Origin of the sequence: Brevibacillus sp. SAFN-007a, assembly GCF_051967035.1 — a bacterium.
Classification (GTDB): Bacteria; Bacillota; Bacilli; order Brevibacillales; family Brevibacillaceae; genus Brevibacillus.
Map to the genome: position 1 here is coordinate 1 of NZ_JBQCKK010000033.1, position 23459 is coordinate 23459.

Here is a 23459-nt window from a genome sequence, read left to right on the forward strand (position 1 = left end):
CTGGGGGCAAGGGATGGCTACTCATAGCTATAAGCTTTCCTGAACCCCCAGTCAAACTGGGGGTTTTCGTTATATAAAAAAAACCGACCCCATTCCTTTCGAATGAAGTCGGTTTTCCGTTCTGTCTGCGTTTCTCTTCTTAGTCCATCCGCCAGCTTAAAACGCGCTTTCCTTCTAAACTTCCGCCAACAGCCCCTTTGCACCGTCTTGGCAACCAACCACGTGATAGCTGCGTACCTTCTCTTTTCCGTTCACAGCCATCACCAAATAGGCGTACGTCAGCGAAAAGGAAACTTAGGCTGAAGAAGAAACCCACCTCTACATAAAAGGTGAACTTGTTGTACTATTAATCTCTATTATTGATTAATCTAGCTTATTCTTTTCTTGTTGACCCATTCATTCCAATACTGAATTTCCTCGTATTCATCCTTTTCTGCTTCAATTTCCCCAATGCAGTATTCACAAATTTTATAGGTTTCATCTTCAGTAAGTATTGAGCACTTGCGGTCATCTAATAATTCAATTTCCCCAGGACTAACAATTTTATTACAATGTTCACATTTTTCATCAAATAAGGTATTCATCAACAAAAACCTCCAAATTATTGTAACATGCTCAGACATTAGGAGAATCATTTATATGGTATTACAGATTTGTTTCCTTTACTGTCTTTTAAAAGATTACGGTTATTTCGGGCATCCGAGTACCTTTTTTCATACTCTAGCTGCTCTTTATCGGTTTTTTGCTTATGTTCATTATAGGATTCGGAATAGGAAACTTTTTTGAAAATCTTTAGGTCAAGATTACCTCTATAACGGGCATATCATGTTTCTTCTGCTCTATCTGAAGTAGGGGCGAAGTGGGCATGAAAAGGAGCGTCATGGTGAGACTAGCCTGACTATTACGGTTCCTGGTCATCTGCTACAGTCGCTTTCATTGCCGGGGCAAAGCAGGGATCTGGCCCAAATTCTAGAGCATCTTTCGATTAAACCTAACAGATAGAGTGTGATAATTGATTTAACCGACTTGTGCGCATTCATCTAATAAAAAAAACCGACCCCATTCCTTCGAATGAAGTCGGTTTTCCGTGCCGGAAAACAGCTGGAGTGTTATTTCCCGGTCAATCGGAAGGTTAGCGCACGCCTTCGGTAGCCAGAGCAGGATGTAAAGCATGCTTGACGTATTCTTCGGCGCTGTGCTTGATCTGTTCCTCCGACGCCTGCATCACACCGTGGAATTTGAACGGCGCAAGGTACTTCATTCCCGTCAAATTCGCCATGGCTTGCAGCGGCGTCGTCAGTTCGGCGATGGTGAAATAGTTATAGCCATCCCGCTGGTAGGCTTGCTCCGGTCCTCCCGCGGAAATCGCCAGCAAAAATTCCTTGTCGTGCAGCTTGTTTCCTTCGGAGCCGTACGCCCAGCCATACGTCAGCACAACATCCTGCCACTGCTTCAACAGTGCAGGGGTGCTGTACCAGTAGAGCGGGAATTGAAACACGATCCGGTCATGCTCCATGACCAGCTGCTGCTCCTTTTCCACATCGATTTCGAAGTTGGGATAAGCGGCGTACAGGTCGTGTACCGTTACGTCCGCTTCCTGCTTCATTCTTTCTACCCACGCTTTATTTACGCGCGATTCGCTTAACTGGGGATGAGCCACAATGACTAATGTTTTCACAGAACATGCTCCTTTGTTCACAAATTGTTTGCACATACAACTTACCTTACTATCTTTTGGTTGTCAACTTACAAATTATAAGTTAAATCCACCTTTCCGTACTCCAGACGCTACCTCCTCCGTGCATTCCCGAAAAGGAGAAAAAGCCACCCCCATCCCCCCATTACAGGATGAAGCTGGCTCTCCATATGCTCTACTTCCCTACCACTGACGCGTCCTCACGTCACCGCTTCCTTCTTCCCAAAAAACGTCCGGAGCGCCTTATACACCTCGCCCTTTTCCCGAATCACGCAATGCAGGAACTTCGGCTCCTTGATGTGGCGATACGCTGACATGAGGGTCGAATGCCTGTTATACTGATTAACCTCACCATATCCGAACATGTTGCACCTCTCCATGAGCTCTTTGACCAGCTTCACGCAGCGCTCGTTGTCGGATGTCAGGTTGTCGCCGTCGGAAAAGTGGAACGGGTAAATGTTGTACTGGGACGACGGATAGCGGCTGTCGATGATCTCCAGCGCTTTTTTGTAGGCGGAGGAACATATCGTTCCCCCGCTCTCGCCTTTCGAGAAAAACGTATCCTCCGTTACTTCCTTCGCATCTGTATGGTGCGCGATGAAGACGATCTCCACCTTTTCGTACTTCGTGCGCAGGAAACGAACCATCCAGAAGAAAAAGCTGCGGGCGATGTACTTTTCGAAGACGCCCATACTGCCTGAAGTATCCATCATGGCAATAATGACTGCGTTGGAATGCGGCTTAATGATTTCCTCCCACGTCTTGAAACGCAGGTCGTCCTCCGTGATGCCCAGCTCCAGATCGCTGTAGCCGGCAAGGGCGTTGCGGCGGATCGCGGCGATCAAGGTCCGCTTTTTGTCGATGTTGCCCATCAGCCCTTTTTTGCGGACATCGTTGAAGCGCGTCTCCTCAATCACAATCTGGTCCTCGTCCTTGCGCTGCAAGTTCGGCAGCTCCAGCTCGGCGAACAGCATCTCCTGCAATTCCTCGACGCTGATTTCCGCCTCGTAGTAATCCACTCCCGGCTGATCGCCGGCGCCCTGGCCTTTGCCCGGCCCTTGCGCCTGATCGCCGTCCTTGGCGATGACATCTCCTACCTTGCTGTTCCCTTTGCCTTGACCGCCATGTTTTCCCTTTTGGAAGTTAAAACGCAATCGGTATTCATCCAGGGAGCGAATGGGGATCTTGATAACTTCCCGACCGTTTGACATGATGATATTTTCTTCGCTGACGAGATCGGGCAGGTTTTTTTTGATCGCTTCTTTCACTTTTTCCTGGTGTCGATTTTGGTCCTGGTACCCTTTGCGGTGCAGCGACCAGTCTTCCCGGGAGACAATGAACGATGGTACATCTTCCATGCCGTCTCCTCCTAGCAACTGGCGCAATCTGCGCCGAATATGATGTGCGGGATCAAGCGTCGTGCGCTTTTGTCAGGTCTGTGCAAAACGGCTCTTTACCGATTCAGCAGGCTTCCCACGTAACGGAGCAGTTCATTGGCGCAAACCGGGCAGTAGTTGTGCTCTTCGATGAGACGCTTTGTCACCTCGTTGATTTTTTTCAGCTGATGCTCATCCGGCGTTTTGTTCGAGGTCGTGATCTTGACGACGTCCTTGAGATCGGCGAACAGCTTTTTCTCAATCGCTTCCCGCAGTCGGTCGTGCGTGCTGTAGTCAAAACGCTTTCCTTTGCGCGCGTAGGCCGAGATGCGGATGAGAATTTCTTCGCGGAATGCCCGCTTGGCGTTTTCCGAAATGCCGATCTGCTCCTCGATGGAACGCATCAGGCGCTCATCCGGATCCATCTCCTCGCCGGTGACGGGGTCGCGAATTTTGTTCATGTTGCAATACGCTTCCACGTTGTCGAGATAGTTATCCATGAGCGTTTTCGCCGACTCTTCGTAGCTGTAGACAAACGCTTTCTGCACTTCTTTTTTCGCCAGCTCGTCGTATTCCTTGCGAGCGCTGGAGATGAAGTTCATGTAGCGCTCCCGCTGCTCCTTCGTAATCGACGGATGCTGGTCGAAGCCTTCCTTCAGCGCGCGGAGAATATCCAGCGCATTGATGCACTCGGTGTCGCGGCGGATCAGCGCGCTGGAGATGCGGTTGATGACGTAGCGCGGGTCAATCCCGGCCATGCCCTCATCGGCATGCTCGTTGCGCAGCTCTTCCAGATCGGCACCCTTGAACCCTTCCACCGATTCGCCATCGTACAGACGCATTTTCTTGAGCAAATCGGCTCCTTGCTTTTTCGATTCCTTCAAACGAGTAAGAATAGAGAAAATGGCAGCTGATCGCAGGGCATGCGGAGCAATATGCACATGTCCGAGATCGGATTGTTTGATTAATTTCGCATAAATTTTTTCTTCGTCGCTGACGCGCAGGTTATACGGCATCGGCATGACGATAATCCGGGATTGCAACGCTTCGTTTTTCTTGTTGGCAATGAAGGCTTTGTACTCGGATTCGTTCGTGTGAGCCACAATCAGCTCATCCGCAGAGATCAAGGCAAAACGGCCTGCCTTGAAGTTTCCTTCCTGGGTAAGTGACAAGAGATGCCAGAGGAATTTTTCGTCGCACTTGAGCATTTCCTGGAACTCCATCAAGCCACGGTTTGCCTTGTTCAGTTCCCCGTCAAAACGATAGGCGCGGGGATCGGACTCGGAACCGTACTTGGTAATCGTAGAAAAGTCGATGCTGCCAGTCAAATCGGCAATGTCCTGCGACTTGGGATCAGAGGGGCTGAATGTACCAATCCCGACACGGTTCGCTTCGGAGAAAAGAATGCGGCAAACCGGGAAGTCTTCGATGCGTCCGCCGTATTCCGTCTCCAATCTCATGCGGTTGTAAGGAGTAAGCTCTCCCTCGATTTTGATGCCCAGCTCTTCCTCAATTTCCGGACGCAGCTCATGCGGGATCAGATGCAACGGCTCTTCCTGCATCGGGCAGCCTTCGAGCGCGTAGACGGCGCCTTCTTCCGTGCGGGAATACTCCTCCAGTCCTCGTTTGAGCATGGTAACGAGTGTGGATTTACCGCCGCTGACCGGACCCATCAAGAGCAAAATGCGTTTGCGGACGTCAAGACGACGTGCTGCCGAGTGAAAATACTCCTCAACCAGACGTTCAATGGAACGATCCAGACCGAAAATTTCCCGGCTGAAAAATTGATACGAGCGTGTGCCATCCTCGCTTTCCTCGACACCAGCACTTTTAATCATGTTGTAGACGCGTGAATGAGCCGTCTGGGCGATTTGCGGATTTTTGCGTACCAACTGTAGATATTCGGCGAAAGTCCCTCTCCACATCAGGTTTTCTTCTCGGGCCCGGTGCTCAGCGATCCGTTTTAAAATGTCCATATTCGACACTCCTCCCTCATAAGCCCCTCTCTCTTCCCTTACGACCGTGTACTCTCATGTATATGTCTGCCTGCGTTCACGCATTCGCGTGGAACCCGTTTTCTTCGGTTGCCACCAGGCTTCATCAAGCCTTTACCTATGTGTATGCGAGACATGAGCACAAGTTTCGGCAATCTTGCCACAAAAATCATGCACAAGCAGCGAATTTTCTTTTCCTACATGGAATAGGACAGAGCGGAGAAGTCTCCTCGTTCCGACGTGATCGGCGCTTTCCTCAGGCGTTCGATCGAACAGCAAAAACTGTCTTGGCATCCTGGGATGCGCAAGCGTTAATCCGTTTGCAAAGTGGGCAGGCTACGCTATAATGGGAGTAGTTTGGTTACGAAAGGAGCTGTCCAACATGGGTACGTTTATCGTCGCGTTGGTCTTCGCAGCTTTTCTGTTTTTCATCCTGACAGCAGGCTACAACGAGGACAAGACCTGGAATCTGTAAGGACAAGCAAAGGGCCATTTGCTGGTTTCAGCACGGCGCTCCCAGAAAAAAAGCAGGCTGCCTGTTTCGGGCAACCTGCTTTTTTCATGGAAGCTTTTTGGTTGAGCGCGCTATGCTTTTGCAAACACGCCTGTCCGCTCCGTAATCGCCTGGTACAATTCCTCCAAAGTGCCGCGCTGATCGACCGGATACTGTGGCTCGCCGCGGTCTTCCATCCAGTTGGTGACGAGAAACGTCTTCATCCCCAGCGTGGAGGCGACCATATCTTCCTGCATATGGTTGCCGACCATGATGCAATGAGTCGGCTCTACCCCGAGCTTCTGGCAAATCTCCGCGAAGTAGCTCGGATGGGGCTTCGTATAATGGGATTCCTCATAAACGGTCACCAGTTCGAAATCGTCTGCACGCAACCCGATCCAGGCCAGCCGATGGAGAATGGCGTCGCGCGGAAAGACCGGATTGGTGGCAACCGCAACTCGATAGCCTTGTGCCTTGGCCGCATCCACCAGTTTTTTGCCCCAAGGCGACGGATAGGCCAGATGCGATAGCGTCGGAAACACATCGCGGTAAAAGGAATCGAACAACGGCCACACCTCTTCGCGATCCCATTCGCTGTGAGCGGTAAAATACTCGATAAACACCTGCTCATTCGTCTTTTCCGGCTCCTCGCTCACGATCATCGCCTTGGTTGCGTCCCAAATCAGCTTCAGGAGCTTTTCCGTATCGTACTTGTCGCCAACATGGCGGCCTACCTCGACCAGATAGTTTTTGACAAAAGGCTCGGTCTGCATCTCCAGGAGCGTTCCGTCCAGGTCAAACAGGATCGTGTTTACAGTCATTTGCGTTCTCTCCCTTTTTCATCGCCGCCCTGCCCGTTGCCTGCTGCAACCACAGGCGGCGTGCATCATGCTCTATTTCAGCCCCGGAAACCCTAGCTGGCGCAAACCTTCAAACAGAACGATCGCTGCACAGTTGGACAAGTTGACGGAGCGGGTGGCTCCGCTCATCGGAATGCGAATCGTTTGCTCCCGATACCTCTCCGTCAGCTCCTCCGGCAATCCGGTGGTCTCCTTGCCCAAAATAATGTAGTCGCCGTCGCGAAAGGACACATCGGTATACAGCTTCTCGCCCCATGTCTCCACGAAGTAAAACGTGCCTGCTCCCTCTCCTTGCGCCGCGGCAAAATGCTCGAAGCTCTCGTAATGATGGATGTTCACCGCGTGCCAGTAATCGAGGCCAGCCCGCTTCAAATACCGATCCTCTGTCGAAAAGCCAAGCGGGTGAATCAAATGCAAATGAGCGCCTGTCGCTGCGCAGGAACGGGCGATATTTCCTGTATTGGCAGGAATGAGCGGCTCGTGCAAAACAATATGTAGCGGCATATCAGCAAAACTCCTTGTCTAAGACGGACTTGGATCCTTGAAACCTCTTCTATTATACATAAACAAACCGCACCATGACCATCGAGCCAGTGCCTGCAACATGCAGCAAACTGCGGCATCTCGCTCGCCAACACCATGGAGGCTCACGCGTGTCGTCTGAATCAGCGCAATGAGGACATGGTGCGACATGACCGCCCTTCCGCTATGACCGATCCAGCCGTGGCTGCCAGGGGACGGGCAACGGCCTGCTTGTCCATCCAGAGGGGTGTGGCATCGTGGAGCTTGTGGAGCTTCCTGCCTGTCTTTCCCGCGCTTCTCCTGTTGGAAAAAAAGCCGCACAGCTTTGCCGACCTGCTCGCATTCATCGGCGTCGCCCGGTTCGTTCTCCGCTTCTCCTTGGCTTCTCCTTGGGCTGAACCGCTCTCCAGGCATCAATACCATCCGTAAAGCGCCCTACATCCCGCGGATATGATAAAACGCATAGCGAATACGGGGCGTATAGGCGGTCGAGTCCTCATACGCCCAGTACCGCATGCTGCTGTCTGTCGTGTGGGCGTTGACAAGCGGCATTTGGTTCGCGTCCATGGCAACCACGATTGTGGTATGCTGAACACGTCCGTCACCGTTAAAGTCGTAGCAAATGATATCTCCCGGAACCAACTCGGCAGCCGATTTTTTGGCGACAGCGCGCATGGGCGGACCGCCTGATTTCAGCAGCAGGTACAAGCTGTGCGCGACCGTCCAGCTGTAGCTCCAGTCCGCGCTTTTTCCCGTGCGAATCCACCAGCCTTTGCCCCTTTCCTTGGACATCAGCATGGGAATTCCACCGGCATGGAGGCATTGCGAAATAAAGTTGGTGCAATCGTCGGTAAAGCGCGGATAAGCGGGATTCGTCGCATTCCAGTACCGTTCTGCATAAGCGACGGCTTTTTCCGGCTGGTAGCCGCCCGCGCCGTGGACGACGAGCAACGGCTGCGAGGCTGCATCTTCAACGGTTGTCGCAGACGTGTTGCTTTGCCGTTCCCTTTCCTCCTCCCCACCGCTTTTCTGATCCCCTCGCTGCTCTCTTGTGCCGACAATCGCCCACTGGCCTACCGCTTTATCCAAGCGAAGTTGAAGCATCCGACTGCTCGCCTCTTCATACGGCCGGCCTTTCAGAAGATACCGGCTCTCCCCCGTCCAGACCACCGTGATGTCGATGGCAGCTTCCGTCTCCAGCCAACAGACGGGCTGGACCCGGCCGCTCGCTCCGTGAAGCGCCGCTCCCCGCTTCCGCATTTGCTGATAGGCGCGCGCGATGCGAACCCATTCTTGTTGCCATAGCGGCTTTTGCTCCCGATAAAAAGGCAGCAGCCGTCGGTATTGTCCATCCAGAATCGTTTGATGCACAGCATCGAAGTACCGTTGAACAAACGCGCGCCATTCCATCTTCCGCTCCTCCTCTTTCCGGCGTCCTATGCTCTGGACAGGTCTTTCCCTGCCTTTTCGCCCGGCATCTCCCCAAAAGAATATGTCACGCGCACAGCATTCAGAAGAAAAGAAAAGCCATCCGGCTAGCGGACAGCTTGGTTGGAGGTAGCGCGGGCAAAAAGCGGCCCTTTTTCGTGCGAAAGCAAATATTCTTTGATGGGCAGCCCGCCCCCATAGCCGACGAGCGCACCGTTTGCACCGACAACCCGGTGGCAAGGAATAATGACCGGGATCGGATTGCGGTTGTTCGCGCCGCCAATTGCCCGGACTGCTTTGGCCGATCCGATGGCGATCGCAATCTCCTTGTAGGAGCGAGTCTCGCCGTACGGGATATTCGCGAGCTCCTTCCACACCGCTTTTTGAAAAGGAGTGCCGTACAGGACGATAGGAACGTCAAATGCTGTTCGTTCGCCGGCAAAATACTGGGCAAGCTCCAGCTTGGCCTGTTCGTTGATCACTTCGTTTTTCGCCAGAGTGACCCCGAGAAACGTCTTTTTGCACCAGCGAACGAGACGCGGCATCCCTTCTTCCTCGTTCGCAAAGTCGATATAGCACAAGCCGTCCTCGGTCGATGCAAGCAGCAGCGGCCCAATCGGCGATTCGATTGCGGTGTAGCCTACTTCCTTCGCCATCGTAAAACCTCCCTCTCGTCTGATATGGTAGATTCGCGATTAATGCTGCTTCCGCTGTTCTCCCTTCGCCCCTTGCTCCGCCAACAGCTTCATTCCCTTTGCAATCTCGTCCTGCACCTCTGCCACCTGCTCGGTCTCCCGCGCCTTCAGAAGCGCCGCTTCGGCATCAGCTCCCCCGATTTTCCCCAGCGCCCAGGCGGCCGTGCCGCGAATGACCGGACGAGGGTCGTTCGCAAGCAGGCGGGCGAGATGAGGAACAGCGGTGCGATCCTTGAAGTGAGCCAGGGCCAGAATCGCGTTGCGCTGGATCGGCTTTTTGCCGCGCCACGATGAAGAAGACAGGCCGAATTTTTCCTTGAACTCCTTGTTGCTCATCTCCAAAAGCGGAATCAAGAGCGGCTTGGCGATCTCGGGATCAGGCTGAAACTCGGGATGGTGATTGGCGTTAATCCGGCGGTTTTTCGGACAGACGGTTTGGCAAGTATCGCAGCCGTACAGCCGATTGCCGATTTTTCCGCGAAATTCGTCCGGGATGAAATCCTTCACCTGAGTCAAAAATGCGATACAGCGCTGCGCGTTCAACTGGCCTCCCTGCACAAGCGCTCCGGTCGGACAGGCGGCAACGCATATGTTGCAATCGCCGCAGCCTTCTTCGATCGGATGGTCAATCGGCAAGGGCAAATTCGTCAACAGCTCGCCCAGATAGACCCACGAACCGAACTCGGGCGTAATCACGGAGCAGTTTTTGCCGACGAACCCTACGCCCGCCCGTTCGGCGACTGCCCGATCAGACAGCGCCCCCGTATCTACCATTGACTCGATTTTTGCCCCCGGCACAAGCTCCTGAATGAATGTGCCGAGCTTGTCCAGCTTGTCGCGCAGTACATGATGGTAATCGATTCCCCAAGCAGCCCGGCATAAAATGCCCCGATACGCGCCAGGCTCGGACTTGGGCGGATTCTCCAGCTTGGATGGATACGCCAGCGCAATCGAGATCAAGGAGCGCGCGCCTTCCAGCAGCAGGCCGGGATTGGTCCGCTTTTCCAGATCGGGCTCTTCAAAACCGGACTCGTATCCCTTTTCCCGATGCTCGATCAATCGCTCCTTGAGCGTCAAAAAAGGGTCGGCGCTGGCAAAGCCGATCTTGTCGATGCCGATTTTCTTGGCGTACGCAATAATGGACTGCTTCGTCTGCTCCCAGTAACGCAAGTCTTGCTCGTCCATCACAGCTGTTTGATCGCTCCTGTCGCCAACTCGTCACAGCGGTTGTTCCACTTGTTGTCGGCATGTCCTTTGACCTTGACGTACTCTACTTGATGAATATCCATCAGCCGAAGCAATTCCTTCCACAAGTCCTGATTTTCTACCTGCTGGCCTTTGCTGTTCTTCCAGCCGTTTTTCAGCCAGCCCTTGTACCAGCCTTGCTTGAAGCAGTTGACCAAATACGCGCTGTCGCTGTACAAAGTCACCTTGCAGGGCTCTTTCAAGGTGGACAGCGCCTTGATCGGCGCGAGCAGCTCCATGCGGTTGTTCGTTGTATGCGGTTCGGCGCCGGACATCTCCTTGATGTGCTGGCCGTACATGAGGACAGCCCCCCAGCCGCCGGGGCCGGGATTCCCAGAGCAGGCGCCGTCTGTATAAATCTCTACTTCACGCATTGTCATCGTCTGTTCGAAACCTCCTCTGTTCTCTCTATTGTATCGAAGCTTAGTCGCTTCCACAAAAATATTTTGCTATACTACTTGAGAAATCTTTCCTGTTCCAAGCGCTGACAAACATCGCTCGTCATTCGCCAACGAATTTTTCATAGAAGGAGTGATTCACGATGAATGTACAGCTCGACTCTACCGTGACGGACCGCCTCCCCGCTGTTTCTCTCGGCGTTTTGCAATACGACGGCGTTTCCGTCAGCGACTCACCGAAAATGCTGCAAGGCCGCATCAACTACTTTGTGGAAGGCTTGCGCCTGGAGCACGAGCTGTCCCGCCTGGCCGAGATCGAAGGCATCCGCGAATGGCGCGCCGCTTTCAAAAAAGCGGGAATCGATCCGTCCCGCTATCGCCCGTCATCCGAGGCGCTGCTGCGTCGGCTCTTGCAGGGCAATCCGTTTTTCTGGATTAACAGCGCCGTAGACGTCAACAACTTCTTCTCCGTCCTGTATGCCCTTCCCTTTGGAATCTACGATCGGCAACAGCTGACTGGCGACGTCACTTGCCGTCTGGGCCGGGAAACGGACGTATACGAAGGCTTGAACGGCCGCGAGGTTCACATGGAAGGAAAGCTGCTGCTCGCGGACGGACAGGGAGCCTTCGGCAGTCCCATCGTCGATTCCAAGCGCACTTGTGTGACGGAGCAGAGCCGGGACCTGCTGCAAGTCATCTTTTTCCACGAGCAGCTTTCCGCGGAGAAAAAGGACGAAATTCTCGGCTCCGTTGGCCGCATGTTTACTGAAATCAACGGCGGCGAACTGACACACACCGCCATCGTCTCGCCTTGAAAAAAAGACGGCCCGTCATGCAGCGTGGCCGTCTTTTTCTGTCTGACTGTCAGTTGGCTTGCGAAAAACAACATGCTCCAAGAGCAAACAAACCAGTACCCCAAGCAGCAGACCGTTTCCGAACAAAAAGCTGACGAGGGCAGGCAGCTTCTGCCAGGCGGCTGCCGGAACAAACATGACGCCAATCCCGATCAATAGCGAGCTGCCCCCGACGGTGATGGCCCGATCGTCCATGTCGACCGTGGCGTAATCCTTCAAGCCGAACCCGAGCAGTTGCGTGTAGGAAATGAACATCGCTGCATAGGCAACGGGAGTCGGCAATGCCGCCAGAAAATGGGCAACGGTCGGGAGCAGGCCAATCAGCATCATCCCGACCATTGCGAGCATGAAAGGCCGGCGCGACGCCATGCGCGTCGTCCGGATCACAGCGGCAGCCAGCGAAAGCGGGATCATCCCCACGACGCCGCTCAAACCGGAAAGCAGGTGAGACACCCCTGTGAAGATTCCGCCACGGTTGTACTGCGAATCGGTCGGTACGGTCTCTGTCGCTTTCCCCATCACCACCGTGCTGGTTACCAGGTTCGTCAGCAGGACAAATCCGGTCAGCATGCTGGTCAAAACAACACCCCAATCCCAGCGCGGCGCTCCCCAGAAAAAGAAGCTCGGCCAGGAAATCAGTTGCTCCGCCGGGCGCACAGGTTCGGTCCAGCCCAACACGGCGTAAAGCACCCAGCCGCCCACCATCCCAAACAGGACAGCAAAACTGGAAAAGCGCTTGGTCCGCATCATCCAGACGACCAGCGCCACGATCCCCACAGAAACGAGCGCTACGCCCGGCTGCACCTCTTTGGAATGTTGAAAGCCAATCCCGAGCATTCCGGTCAAAATATTGCTGCACAACGAGATCGCCAGCAAAATCATATACGTGCCGGATACAAGCGGAGTAAACCATCTTTGCAGCTTGCCGATCCAGCCCAACATGCCGAAGCCGATAAACAACAGGCCAGCCAGCGCCATCCCGAGCTGAAACGATTGCCCGATCTCGCGCGGATGCAGCCCGGCGCTCGTACCGAGCTGCGCCAAAATGATAAAAATGCCCCACCACAATCCGGCCGGTCCTTCCAGCATCGGATAGCGGTGCCCGATCCATACCTGCAAAAGCGAAGCCAGCCCGATGAAAAACATCGTCTGCTGCATCAGATTGCCGATCTCTTCTGCCTGTAATCCATACACGTCCCCGATCATCAACGGAACCGCAACGCTGCTGGAGACAGCGACAATCATCCATTGCAGGGCCGAGAGCACGCTCGTGCCCACCGGAGGCCGGTCGTATAATCCGTATTTCAAACTGTCCACCTCTTTTTCTTCCGCCACTCCATCATAAGCCAGGCAACGAAAAGTCTCCCATTCAGAATATCATCATCCGCTTTTTCGGCAAACAGGCAAAGGGGCAAGAAACTCTCTACCGAGAACTTCTCACCCCTTGTGCTCCGGCTGTCGATGCGACACCGACCGGATGAAACTGTCTTTATTTAATCATCTGCTTAATCAGCTCACGATTTCTTTCCTGGAAAATTTCATTATGGGACGAAACCATTCCGCTGGCATGCGCTTCCGGCTGAATGTACAGCTTGGCTTGATTGACAGCATTTGCTGCGTCGTGAAAGGCGCCGGCAATCAGATGCACTTTTCCTTCATACGAGATGATATCTCCCGCCGCGAAAATCCCCGGCTCGGATGTAGCGCCGTTTGACTTGCCAACCAGGAAGTATTCGTTCGCCATCTCCAGCTTTACCTGGCTGTTATCCAGAAGCGACCTGTCGCGTTCGTAGCCGTGATTGATAATCACTTCGTCAATCGCCAACTCCTGCACTTCGCCCGTCACGTGGTTGGTCAGCTCGACCCGCTCAATTTTTTCCTGGTTGGAAGCGGCAATCAGCTTCGTGATCGTCGTGTTGAAGAAGCATGTGGCGGAGCTTTTCAACAGTTGCGTCACTTGTGCTTCGTGCCCGGACAGCGCTTCTTTTCGATACGTCACATACACTTTTTTGGCAATCGGCTCCAGCTCATTGGCCCAATCGACCGCAGAGTTTCCACCGCCCGAGATGATGACGGTTTTGTCCTTGAAGCGCCGCAGCGACTTGACGGTATAACTGAGATTGGATACTTCAAACTTTTCCGCGCCTTCCAAGTCAATGCGTTGCGGCTCCAAAATCCCTCCGCCAATGGCCAAAATGACGGTTTTGCTATAATGCTTCTCGCCTGCCGACGTGTGCAAAACGAACACGCCTGTCTCATCCCGCTCGATCCGCTCCACTTTTTGCCCCAAAACGACGGTTGGATCGAAGGTCAATCCTTGCTGAACGAGCTGCTCAATCAGCTTTTCGCCCAGTGTTGGCGTCAAGCCGCCGACGTCCCAAATCATTTTTTCGGGATAGACGTGGACTTTCCCGCCCAGCCTTGGCTGATATTCGATCAGCTTCGTCTTCATTTCTCGCAAACCGCTGTAAAATGATGCGAACAGCCCAGCAGGCCCTCCGCCGATAATCGTGACGTCATACAATTCTTCGTTCGTCATCCGTGTATCTCTCCTTTACTCCCATCCATCATGGGCGCACGCAGCAACAGGGCCCCTGTACAATTGCACAGAGGCGGCTGCTGGATCAGCGGCGCATTTTATTTGGCCAACATATTTTTTACGATCGTTTTCACTCCAAGCTCGATTCCCAATGGTCCGCCCGCGGCAATCGAGCTGTCCAGCGCGTACATATGCCCGTTCTTGATCGCTTGAAGCGAGTTCCAGGCAGAGTCGCTCTCCAGATTTTTCAGATAGCCTTGCAGCTTTTTGGACGAGCCGCCGATATCGGCGACAAACATGTAGTCCGGGTTCATCGCCGCCAGTCCTTCCAGGGAAATCTGCTCCCCTTTCGTCGACATGTCTACGTATTTGCTCGGCGGGTTCAGCCCAAGGCCGCTTTCCTTGTTGAATACAAACTGCGTGGTAAAGCCCCAGAACTGCTTGTCACCCAGCATAATCACGCCGAACGTTTTGTCGCTGAACGCTTTCAGCTGTTCTTTGGAATCGGCAATCAGCGTTTCGATCCGTTTGATTTCATCCTCGGCCTTTTGTTCCTTGCCGAAAATTTTTCCGTACTCGCGCAGCGCACCTTGCCAGTTGTTTTCATTGCTGTCCACCGTTACGACCGGAGCGATTTTCTCCAGCTTGTCGCCGTAGCTTCCATATCGCCCCGAAACCATGATGATGAGGTCAGGGCCGACTTCCAGCAGCTTTTCCAGGTTCGGGCTCGTCATGGAGCCGATATCGACGATCTGTTTGTCCTTGTACGGAGCAAGCGATTCCCACTCCTGCAAAACATCCAGGTCTGTGGCCGCTACAGGAGCTTCATCCAGTAAAAACAGATGCTCAAAATTGCGGAAAAACAAGAGGGCTACTTTCTCCGGTTTCTTTTCCAGTACAATCTCGCGTCCGAGAGCGTCTACATACGTTCTCGGCCATTTCCCCGTTTCCTGATCGGCCTTTTCGGCGGTGGTGCTTTCCTCTTTGGCTGGTGTTGCACGGTTTGCTGCGGAACTATGGGTAGACTCCGGCGCTCCGGCGCAACCCGCTAACATCCCCGCCAAAAGCGCGAGGGTGACGAATAGTCTCATGAGTGTTTTCATTCTGACTCCTCCGATGTAACTTGAGTTTTGCTTGACCAACTAAGCTACGGTCAGTTTAGCAAAACGCATTTTAGAGAGGAATGGAGCCATCCTGAATTCCATATGGATTTTTCCTGAATCGTGCCCGAAATTCGGCCGGAGACACGCCCACCTGTTTTTTAAACATACGGCTGAAATACAACGCGTCTGCATAACCGACGCTTTTCGCCACCTCGCCGATCGGCGCGTCGTTCGCCAACAGGCATTCCTTCGCCCGATTCAGCCGATAAGCCATCAAATACTTGCCCGGGCCCATGCCCGCGTATTTTTTGAAGACGTAGAACAAGCGATTTTCGTTGATGTCGTTTTGCTCCGCCAACGCTCGTACACTAAGCCCATCCATGTAATGCTCATGTATGTAGCGGGATACTTGCTCGAACAGTGCCTGCTCCCCATCGCTGTTCTGGTTGCGTACACAAACGAACAGTTCCTCCAGAACGCAGCGGAACAACGTTTCTGTCTGAAAGGCAGAAATCCCGCCTGGTTCCCTTGAGGAGCGCCAGAGAAGCTCAAGCAGCTCCATCAGGCGCGGGCTTTGTCCCGGAGTGAGCTGAAAATGCGCTCTGCTCAAAGAGAATCCGGAAGGCTCGGGCGCGCAGACCCGGTATAGCACGAGCAAATACTCCCATTTGGCGTTGCCCAGAACCCGCCGATTCAATGGCATACGGGCACCGCCGTGCACGACATGTCCCGGCGAAAGCGTATAGGACGTTCCACTGAACTCAAACTCGGCTTTGCCTCTCAGTGGAAAAACAAAGCCAGGAAACGGCTCCGTATAGTCATCGCAGCTCATGCCCGGATCGCGCACATAGCGACAGACTTGTTCCACGTGAAAAGAGGTACGCGAAAAATGTTCGGCAAGTTTGTTGATGTCCATCTTCATTTCACACACCTCCTGCCATCAAGCGCCGTTGCTCCATGCGCTCATCGCCCGCGTCCGCTGGGACGAGTCCCGTTGCAGTCACATACCTTAATCATACTTATATTGATATTGAGAATCAATCTTATTGTTTTTCTCTTTCCTTCTTTTCCTCGCATGGCTGATGCCTGGTTGTCGGCTATAGCACGAGCAAAACATAGTAGCTATGTAAGCGTCAAACTTAGCCCACCTTCAAGATGCATTACAACCATGACAAAATGAAGGCAACCAATTTTAGGAGGTTGCCTTATGACCACGAGAGAACAACGTCGTCGCGAATGGGTAACGCGCATCGCGGACTATCGATCCAGTGGCCTCACTATGACTGCGTGGTGCACCGCCAACCACTTCTCGAAAGAGCAACTGAAATATTGGCTTCGCAAAACGAAAGAAGACTCTGCTTCTGTCACGCCTGCTATTTCTTCCCGTTTTGTGCCACTTACGGTTACAAATCAGCCCGACGCCTCCGTTTCATCACTTGTCGTCCGTATTGGACAAGCCAGCGTTGAGATTCGTTCAGGCTTCGATCCTCACTTGTTCCGCAAAATCGTGCAAGCCCTCGAAACGCCATGCTGACGCTGTCAAGCGTTCAGCGTGTTTATCTCGCTTGCGGTTCAACGGATTTGCGCAAGTCTATCGACGGGTTAGCCGTGCTCGTACAAGAAGCCTTTCGGCTCGCCCCCTTCTCCCCGTGCCTGTGTTCTGCAATCGTGACCGCAACAAGCTCAAAATTCTGTACTGGGAGCATAACGGTTTCTGGTTATTCTACCGCCGCCTGAAACGCGGAACGTTTCAATGGCCAACCGACAGCACAGACCCGGTAACCGTCTCTAACCGCGAGCTTCGCTGGCTGCTTGACGGACTTTCGCTCAGTCAACGGCAAGCGCATCTGCAAGTCACAGCGCAAACGGTCATCTAATCGCAATCATTTGCGATTTCGCCCTACTTGGCGGTAGGAATCAGCGCCTCTTCCGCGAATAGGTAGGGTATGAAAAATCGCGCAGAAATCCCTCCTACAACTGAAGATTACGCTGCCACCATCGCCAAACAGGATGCGCAAATTGCCGAACTGACGGCCAAGCTGAAATGGTACGAAGAACAGTTTCGGCTCGCCCAGCAGAAGTGTTTCGGCGCTTCCAGCGAGAAGACTCATCCGGATCAGTTCGAGCTGAACCTGTTCAATGAAGCCGAGATGCTGGTGACGCCCGCCACTCAGGAGCCGGATGTGGAAACAGTCACCTACAGCAGAAAAAGTCTGCTGGCCGTCAGGCCAAGCTCGAACAATTCCCGGTCGAGACGGTTACCTATGAGCTGCCGGAGGCCGAGCAAGTTTGCGTATGCTGTGGTGGAGTGTTTCATGAATGAGCACGGAGACGAGAAATGAAATCACGATCATTCCAGCGGAAGTGAAAGTCGTGCGGCATGTGCGTCGGGGGTATGCCTGCCGCCGATGCGAACGCGAGGAAATTCGTACCCCAATCGTCACAGCTCCGATGCCGAAGCCAGTCTATCCAGGAAGTCTGGCATCCCCATCCATCATCGCGTATGTCATGAGTCAGAAGTACGTGGACAGTCAACCGTTGTACCGTCAGGAGCAGCAGTTTGCGCGGTTGGGTCTGACGATCTCACGGCAAACGCTCGCGAATTGGATGATCCACGGCGCGGATCAGTGGCTTACGCTGCTAACAGATCGAATGCACGAACATCTGCTAAACCAGGACATCCTGCATGCCGATGAAACGACGCTGCAGGTCTTACGCGAGCCAGGCAAGTCGGCAGAGACGCAATCGTATTTGTGGCTGTACCGAACAGGCCGCATAGGTCCGCCCATTGTTCTGTATGACTACCGACCAACACGCGGCGGCGAACATCCTCGGAAGTTTTTGGCGGGATTCAGCGGCTATCTGCACGTGGATGGTTTCCTGGCTACCACAAGGTAGCCAACGTGACACTGGTCGGGTGCTGGGCGTATGCGCGCCGTAAATTCGATGAGGCATTGAAGGCGCTGCCTGCTTCACAGAACAAAATCGAAACAGTAGCTCATCAGGGGCTTGCGTTCTGCAATCAGTTTTTTGCCATTGAGCGAGAGTTGAAGGACGCTATACCGGAAGATCGTTATACCATCCGACTGGAGCGAAGCCGCCCCGTTCTGGATGCTTATTTGACATGGTTGCGTCAGCAGCGGTCTCGCGCGTTGCCCAAGAGCGCGGTTGGACAAGCCATCGCGTATAGCCTGAATCAATGGGATAAGCTAACAGCGTTCTTGAAGGACGGACGATTGGAGATCGACAACAACCGCAGCGAGCGGGCGACTAAGCCTTTTGTTATCGGAAGAAAGAATTGGCTGTTTGCCAATACGCCTCGTGGCGCAAAGGCCAGCGCGGTCATCTACAGCGTGATCGAAACAGCGAAGGAGAACCACCTCAACCCATTCAAATACCTGACGTATCTGTTCGAACAGCTTCCGCAGCTTCCAGATCCGAAAAATCCGGAGGCGCTGGACAGCCTGCTGCCATGGTCGCCGTCACTGCCGTTGACTTGCCGGGTGTTTAAATCTTAATCCGAGCTATCCTAGCCCTCATCTTAATGACAAGGTGGGGGCTATTTTACGCTTACGTAGCTATCGCGATTACTCCCCATTCAATTCCAAATATTAAAGTCATTAAACATAAAGATTCTAGATTGGCTCTATTTTTTGAAACTCTATTTTCAGGCAATCACGAAATACAGAGATTCCTGAAGCAGGGTAAAATTTTTTCAACAATACGAGCACCCTTTCAGCCCTAGTTTCCCCCTCATACACCAATTAACCACGCTTATGTAAAATACCAAAGGGTTCCGAAAGTCGAGATATGTTCGCCGAAAGAGTCAGTCCGGAAAGGAGATGGTTTATATAAGCCCCCCTGGAGTCCACATTCGTTCCTAGAACAACAAATATACAAAGGCACCTACAATGTGCATATCACAGGACTATTATCCTTTAATCGCTTTAAATCCCATTGAACAAAATAGTACTAAACGTTCATTTTTTCAATCAATTACATAATTCGACATTTTTTTCAATTACTTTGCTATAAAATAATAATCAAAAGAATTCCAAACCAATCTGTTGCATCAAACCAATGAAGATAGGAGATGTTTTCATGAAATCTAAGAAAAGATTATTAAGTGGAGCTGCATTACTTAGTATATGTCTTTCAGCTACTTCCGTATTTGCCGCATCATCAACATGGTCAAATAATGGATCATATGAAAAAACAATATGGTGGAAGCCTTACTCAGGAACGTTTAATGTTACTAAAGATTCATCTTATCCAAAAATTACAGCACGGATAGATTTCAAATATAGTGCAAATCAGAAAAGTGAGATGATGCGTTATATAAGCTATTACCCAACTTATGATTTTCGTGACGAATCAAAAAATGGGTTTGATGGCTCTTTCATTTCTACAAATTTGCCCGACCCTAAATATGATTACGAAGATGACAATGGTGATGGAAAAGATGATGAATTAGAAGCAGTATCTAGAGACCAATGGAGTATTAGTGCTAACACGAATTACTATGTAACTAGTAGCTTTGGTGTGGTAAATACGACGAATGATCCTAAGGTTTCTTCTTATGCATCAATTAGTGTAGCACCAATTTATCCAGGAGGGGACTACAACACTGTTGCTGGTACAGCCGAGCTTCTCGGAGTATTTAAATATAGCCAGTTATCAACTCCTTCTTCTGTGTCGAATAGAGAAGCTCTCGTCTTGAATACTGAAATTTTAGCGGATAGAGAATATGATAAAATCAAAACGAAAGGTGATTTAGAGAACTACAAAAACAATGTAAACAAAAGAGTGGAAAGGTTCAAAAGTAACGATGATTACCAATTTGTGATTACATTAAAGAACCCTATGAGCATAGACAGTTTTTACGATTTGGTTTCCGATTATAATTTAGAGGTTTCAGAATTGTATGCCAGAGGTATTGATAGTGAAAAAAATATTGTAACTATCGGCACAAAAACAATTCAACCAGAGGTTTTAGAGAGCATTCAAAAAGAAGCTTCTTATAGCTTCAAGGGTATTATTGAAATTGAAGGTACTGCTAAAGGAAAAGACTTAAAAAAGATAATGAAAAATGATAAAGTTTTTGCTGTAGAAGTGCAAACTGAAGATCAACCAGCATTTGGTTTGTACTGGAAGAAGGAAACTCTCTACAAATGATTACATTTAAAAATAAAGGTCTGCAAAATCATACTGTAGACCTTTATTTTTCCTTTGCGAGAGGAGAAACTTTCATGACGAAAACAAAATCTGGATGGTTACGAACGCTAGTGGAAATAGGGATGATATACGTTTCTTTATACGCGATTGTCTTTCTTATCGGCGTATACAGCTTTACAATCGTCACGGATTTGCCGACTGATCGGGATAAAAACGGATCTGGACTATTTCTAGGCACCCTTGTCAATTGCGTTCCGTTTTTGCTTCTTGGTTGGAGAGCACATTTTTTTCACAATCGAAATATTCATACTGTTGCTATTGCCACCGTAGTTACTTCCTTCCTTTTGGAAAAGCTTTTCCCTGTCTGTTTCGCGTATGTATTCTCTCCAGCAGACCCGTTTGTCCTTCTAAGCGAAGAGCTTCCCTATTATATTTTTGGCATCCATTACATCCTATATGGCACCCTTTTATCGTGCTTATCTTTTTATATTGGCTTCTTTGTCAAGCGATCATTAAAACAGTATACTGCGTCATAACCTCCAAAAGACCCTTACTGAATCAGCAGGGTCTTTTCGGTTGCAAAAGGACACGGGGAAGGAGCTTTGCCGGCTGCTTCCCTTTTTGCGTCTGTATGCAATTTTTACGGCTTGCTGACAGCCTCCAGGCCATTCCATGCCCCAAACTGCGCCTGGTACAAACGGCTGTACACACCGCCTGCGTCGACTAGCTCGCGATGATGCCCCTGCTCGACGATGCCGTCCTGCGTCACCACGACGATTCGGTCTGCATCCTTAATCGTCGCCAGCCTGTGGGCGATTACCAGCGTCGTCCGGCCTTTGGACAGCTCTGCCAACGATTGCTGAATCGCCAGCTCTGTCTCCGTATCCAGCGCCGAGGTCGCTTCATCGAGAATCAGGATCGGCGGATTTTTCAGGAACATGCGGGCAATCGCCAGTCGCTGCTTTTGACCGCCAGACAGCTTCACGCCGCGCTCCCCGATAACCGTCTCCATGCCTTGCTCCTGCGCGCGAATGAAATCATCGAGTCGGGCTCGGCGTGCCGCTTCCCAGATTTCCTCTTCGCTCGCCTCCAGTTTTCCATACAAAATGTTTTCGCGAATCGTCCCCGCAAACAAGAACACATCCTGCTGCACAATTCCGATCTGCCGGCGCAACGAATCCTGCGTCAACTGGCGGATGTCCACGCCGTCGATGCTGATCGAGCCGCTATCGACCTCGTAAAACCGCGGCAGCAAGCTACACAGCGTCGTCTTGCCCGCACCGGACGGACCGACGAAGGCGATCATTTCCCCTTTGCGGATGACCAGATCGACCTGATGGAGCACTTTTTTCTCTCCGTCATAACTGAAGGAAACCTGGTCGAAGCGAATCTCTCGCTGAAACGGCTTCATTTCTACTGCGTCCGGAGCATCCGCCACATCCGGCTCTGTGTCCAGCAATTCGGTATAGCGTTTGAAGCCTGCGAAGCCTTGCGGATAACTTTCCACAATGGCGTTGATCTTCTCAATCGGACGGAAAAACACGTTCGTCAGCAACAAAAAGCCGACAAATTCTCCGTACGTAAGCTGTTCGCGAATGACGAACCAGGTTCCGCACACCATGACAAACAAAGTGACAAAACGCATCATCATGTAGCTGATCGAACCGTTTTTGGCAATCAGCTTGTAGGAGCTGAGCTTGGTCAGGCGAAAGCGCCCGTTGTTGACAGCAAATTGCCCTTCCTCGTGCTTCTCGTTGGCAAACGCCTTGACGACACGGATGCCACCCACGCTGTCTTCAATGCGAGCGTTGAAGTCGCCCACATCGCGAAACAGTTGGTGGATCGCCTGGGTCATTTTTTTGTTGAAGTACACGACGACCCAGATGATGGCCGGCACAACGATGAAGGTGATAACCGCAAGCTGCCAGTTGATGGACAGCATGAGCGCAAACGATCCGACAAGCGTCATGATCGCGATAAACAAATCCTCCGGTCCGTGATGCGCCATTTCGCCAATCATGTTCATATCGTTTGTCAAGCGACCGATCAAATGCCCGGTCTTCGTATTGTCAAAAAACCGGAACGACAGCTTCTGAATATGCGAAAACAGCTTGCGCCGCATATCCGTCTCGATGTTGATGCCCAGCATATGCCCCCAGTAGTTGACGATGTACATAAGCAATGTGTTCAAGGCATACAAGGCGAGCAGGCCGAGCGAAGCCCACAAAATCGTGCCCCACTTCCCGCCCGGCAGCAAATCGTCGATAAAAGCATTTACCGCTACCGGAAACGCCAGTTCCAGCAAACCGGCAATGATTGCGCAGCCAAAATCAAGCACAAACAACCATTTATACGGGCGGTAATAGGAGAAAAATCGTCGAATCAATACATGGCTCCCCCTTTTTGCGTCGCCTCTCGCTTCCTTTTGCGGAATACGATCGCTTCTGGTCATGTTCAGCCAACCAGCTTTGCCAACGCATTGCTAATAATGATTTTCAATTGCATCCATAGTATACCAAGGTGTCTCCGGAAAGAGAATGGCCTATTCTTGTCGTGGCTTATTCTTGGTAACGTTCCCTCTATGTTTGGCAACTCGCGTTCTTATTCTTCTCGTAAAAAACGTGCAATTTATCTCTTGTGAAATTTTCGTTTCTCGTTTACTATTATAGATAATGATTCTCATTTTCAAAAGAACGACTTGGCCAAACTGTCGAATCCATCGTTCCCGAAGCTGGAGCGATAGCGATCTTTCATCCATTGGATTCTCAGCAAATAAAATAACCCTAAGGATCGTTCATCCTTAGAGCTTCATTTCATAAATGGTGCCGGTGAAGGGACTTGAACCCCCACGGTTTCCCTCACGATTTTGAGTCGCGCGCGTCTGCCATTCCGCCACACCGGCAATTCAATTGGAGGAGGCACCCGGATTTGAACCGGGGATGAGGGTTTTGCAGACCCGTGCCTTACCCCTTGGCTATGCCTCCAAGTATAGAAAAGGAATGAGTGGAGCGGACGACGGGTCTCGAACCCGCGACCTTCGCCTTGGCAAGGCGACGCTCTACCAATTGAGCTACGTCCGCA

General features: G+C 51.7%; 23 protein-coding genes, 3 tRNA genes and 1 pseudogene. 9 read left to right on the forward strand and 18 right to left on the reverse strand.

Features of this window, described 5'->3' with window-relative positions:
• Positions 1-368 precede the first annotated feature (368 nt).
• The 6 genes from ACTHO6_RS20340 to ACTHO6_RS20365 form a co-directional block, all read right to left on the reverse strand.
• On the reverse strand, positions 369-584 hold the full coding sequence (locus ACTHO6_RS20340; RefSeq protein WP_440243579.1) for a hypothetical protein: 216 nt from the start codon (positions 582-584) through the stop codon (positions 369-371).
• A 548-nt stretch (positions 585-1132) separates the two neighbouring features.
• Positions 1133-1678, reverse strand: coding sequence for an NAD(P)H-dependent oxidoreductase (locus ACTHO6_RS20345; protein ID WP_440243581.1), 546 nt, complete (start codon positions 1676-1678; stop codon positions 1133-1135).
• A gap of 218 nt (positions 1679-1896) precedes the next feature.
• Complete coding sequence (yhbH, locus tag ACTHO6_RS20350; protein ID WP_440243583.1) at positions 1897-3054, reverse strand: sporulation protein YhbH; 1158 nt, start codon at positions 3052-3054, stop codon at positions 1897-1899.
• A 95-nt stretch (positions 3055-3149) separates the two neighbouring features.
• Entirely contained in the window at positions 3150-5048 is a 1899-nt protein-coding gene (locus ACTHO6_RS20355; protein WP_440243585.1) for a PrkA family serine protein kinase, read from the reverse strand.
• 603 nt (positions 5049-5651) lie between these two features.
• Positions 5652-6380, reverse strand: a complete 729-nt coding sequence (locus ACTHO6_RS20360; RefSeq protein ID WP_440243587.1) for an HAD family hydrolase — start codon at positions 6378-6380, stop codon at positions 5652-5654.
• Between the two features lie 72 nt (positions 6381-6452).
• Positions 6453-6923 carry a tRNA (cytidine(34)-2'-O)-methyltransferase gene (locus ACTHO6_RS20365; protein WP_440243589.1) on the reverse strand — a complete coding sequence of 157 codons (471 nt, stop codon included), beginning with the start codon at positions 6921-6923 and terminating at the stop codon, positions 6453-6455.
• Between the two features lie 177 nt (positions 6924-7100).
• Here ACTHO6_RS20365 and ACTHO6_RS20370 point away from each other — a divergent pair, with 177 nt between their 5' ends.
• Positions 7101-7370: a hypothetical protein gene (locus ACTHO6_RS20370; RefSeq protein ID WP_440243591.1), complete on the forward strand. Its 270-nt coding sequence runs from the start codon at positions 7101-7103 to the stop codon at positions 7368-7370.
• Between the two features lie 6 nt (positions 7371-7376).
• Here ACTHO6_RS20370 and ACTHO6_RS20375 read toward each other — a convergent pair whose 3' ends face one another.
• The 4 genes from ACTHO6_RS20375 to rnhA all read right to left on the reverse strand — a co-directional run bounded on the left by ACTHO6_RS20375 (position 7377) and on the right by rnhA (position 10689).
• Complete coding sequence (locus ACTHO6_RS20375; RefSeq protein ID WP_440243593.1) at positions 7377-8351, reverse strand: amidase domain-containing protein; 975 nt, start codon at positions 8349-8351, stop codon at positions 7377-7379.
• 125 nt (positions 8352-8476) lie between these two features.
• A complete protein-coding gene (locus ACTHO6_RS20380) occupies positions 8477-9025 on the reverse strand; it encodes a methylated-DNA--[protein]-cysteine S-methyltransferase (RefSeq protein WP_440243595.1) in 549 nt (182 codons plus the stop codon).
• Positions 9026-9064: 39 nt separating this feature from the next.
• The gene (queG, locus tag ACTHO6_RS20385; RefSeq protein ID WP_440243622.1) at positions 9065-10249 is read right to left on the reverse strand and encodes a tRNA epoxyqueuosine(34) reductase QueG; all 1185 of its coding nucleotides are present in this window, start codon (positions 10247-10249) and stop codon (positions 9065-9067) included.
• Entirely contained in the window at positions 10249-10689 is a 441-nt protein-coding gene (gene rnhA, locus ACTHO6_RS20390) for a ribonuclease HI (RefSeq protein ID WP_007779986.1), read from the reverse strand. Before rnhA ends, queG begins: the two co-directional genes overlap by 1 nt.
• Before the next feature lie 161 nt (positions 10690-10850).
• Here rnhA and ACTHO6_RS20395 point away from each other — a divergent pair, with 161 nt between their 5' ends.
• Complete coding sequence (locus tag ACTHO6_RS20395; protein ID WP_440243597.1) at positions 10851-11522, forward strand: B3/B4 domain-containing protein; 672 nt, start codon at positions 10851-10853, stop codon at positions 11520-11522.
• 15 nt (positions 11523-11537) lie between these two features.
• Here the strand turns inward: ACTHO6_RS20395 and ACTHO6_RS20400 are convergent, their stop codons facing one another.
• The 4 genes from ACTHO6_RS20400 to ACTHO6_RS20415 form a co-directional block, all read right to left on the reverse strand.
• Positions 11538-12869, reverse strand: a complete 1332-nt coding sequence (locus ACTHO6_RS20400; protein WP_440243600.1) for a purine/pyrimidine permease — start codon at positions 12867-12869, stop codon at positions 11538-11540.
• A gap of 181 nt (positions 12870-13050) precedes the next feature.
• A complete protein-coding gene (locus ACTHO6_RS20405) occupies positions 13051-14100 on the reverse strand; it encodes an NAD(P)/FAD-dependent oxidoreductase (protein WP_440243602.1) in 1050 nt (349 codons plus the stop codon).
• A 98-nt stretch (positions 14101-14198) separates the two neighbouring features.
• Entirely contained in the window at positions 14199-15203 is a 1005-nt protein-coding gene (locus ACTHO6_RS20410; RefSeq protein ID WP_440243604.1) for an ABC transporter substrate-binding protein, read from the reverse strand.
• A 70-nt stretch (positions 15204-15273) separates the two neighbouring features.
• Positions 15274-16125: a helix-turn-helix domain-containing protein gene (locus ACTHO6_RS20415; RefSeq protein WP_440243606.1), complete on the reverse strand. Its 852-nt coding sequence runs from the start codon at positions 16123-16125 to the stop codon at positions 15274-15276.
• A 285-nt stretch (positions 16126-16410) separates the two neighbouring features.
• Between ACTHO6_RS20415 and tnpA the strand changes: the two genes are divergently transcribed.
• The 7 genes and pseudogenes from tnpA (at position 16411) to ACTHO6_RS20450 (ending at position 20914) form a co-directional block, all read left to right on the forward strand.
• A complete protein-coding gene (gene tnpA / locus ACTHO6_RS20420; protein ID WP_440243608.1) occupies positions 16411-16737 on the forward strand; it encodes an IS66 family insertion sequence element accessory protein TnpA in 327 nt (108 codons plus the stop codon).
• Positions 16731-16940, forward strand: a complete 210-nt coding sequence (gene tnpB / locus ACTHO6_RS20425) for an IS66 family insertion sequence element accessory protein TnpB (protein WP_440243610.1) — start codon at positions 16731-16733, stop codon at positions 16938-16940. The genes tnpA and tnpB (ACTHO6_RS20425) overlap by 7 nt, the downstream gene beginning before the upstream one ends.
• Entirely contained in the window at positions 16859-17080 is a 222-nt protein-coding gene (gene tnpB / locus ACTHO6_RS20430) for an IS66 family insertion sequence element accessory protein TnpB (RefSeq protein ID WP_440243612.1), read from the forward strand. The genes tnpB (ACTHO6_RS20425) and tnpB (ACTHO6_RS20430) overlap by 82 nt, the downstream gene beginning before the upstream one ends.
• A gap of 69 nt (positions 17081-17149) precedes the next feature.
• Positions 17150-17545, forward strand: a complete 396-nt coding sequence (locus tag ACTHO6_RS20435) for a transposase domain-containing protein (RefSeq protein ID WP_440243614.1) — start codon at positions 17150-17152, stop codon at positions 17543-17545.
• Between the two features lie 22 nt (positions 17546-17567).
• Positions 17568-18721 (forward strand): annotated as a pseudogene (tnpC, locus tag ACTHO6_RS20440) (IS66 family transposase).
• A gap of 583 nt (positions 18722-19304) precedes the next feature.
• Complete coding sequence (locus ACTHO6_RS20445) at positions 19305-20378, forward strand: hypothetical protein (protein ID WP_440243616.1); 1074 nt, start codon at positions 19305-19307, stop codon at positions 20376-20378.
• Between the two features lie 74 nt (positions 20379-20452).
• Positions 20453-20914: a hypothetical protein gene (locus ACTHO6_RS20450; protein WP_440243618.1), complete on the forward strand. Its 462-nt coding sequence runs from the start codon at positions 20453-20455 to the stop codon at positions 20912-20914.
• A gap of 104 nt (positions 20915-21018) precedes the next feature.
• Here ACTHO6_RS20450 and ACTHO6_RS20455 read toward each other — a convergent pair whose 3' ends face one another.
• The 4 genes from ACTHO6_RS20455 to ACTHO6_RS20470 form a co-directional block, all read right to left on the reverse strand.
• Positions 21019-22764, reverse strand: coding sequence for an ABC transporter ATP-binding protein (locus tag ACTHO6_RS20455; protein WP_440243620.1), 1746 nt, complete (start codon positions 22762-22764; stop codon positions 21019-21021).
• Positions 22765-23198: 434 nt separating this feature from the next.
• Positions 23199-23280, reverse strand: a tRNA-Leu gene (locus ACTHO6_RS20460).
• Between the two features lie 8 nt (positions 23281-23288).
• Positions 23289-23362, reverse strand: a tRNA-Cys gene (locus ACTHO6_RS20465).
• 20 nt (positions 23363-23382) lie between these two features.
• A tRNA-Gly gene (locus ACTHO6_RS20470) sits at positions 23383-23458 on the reverse strand.
• Position 23459 lies beyond the last annotated feature (1 nt).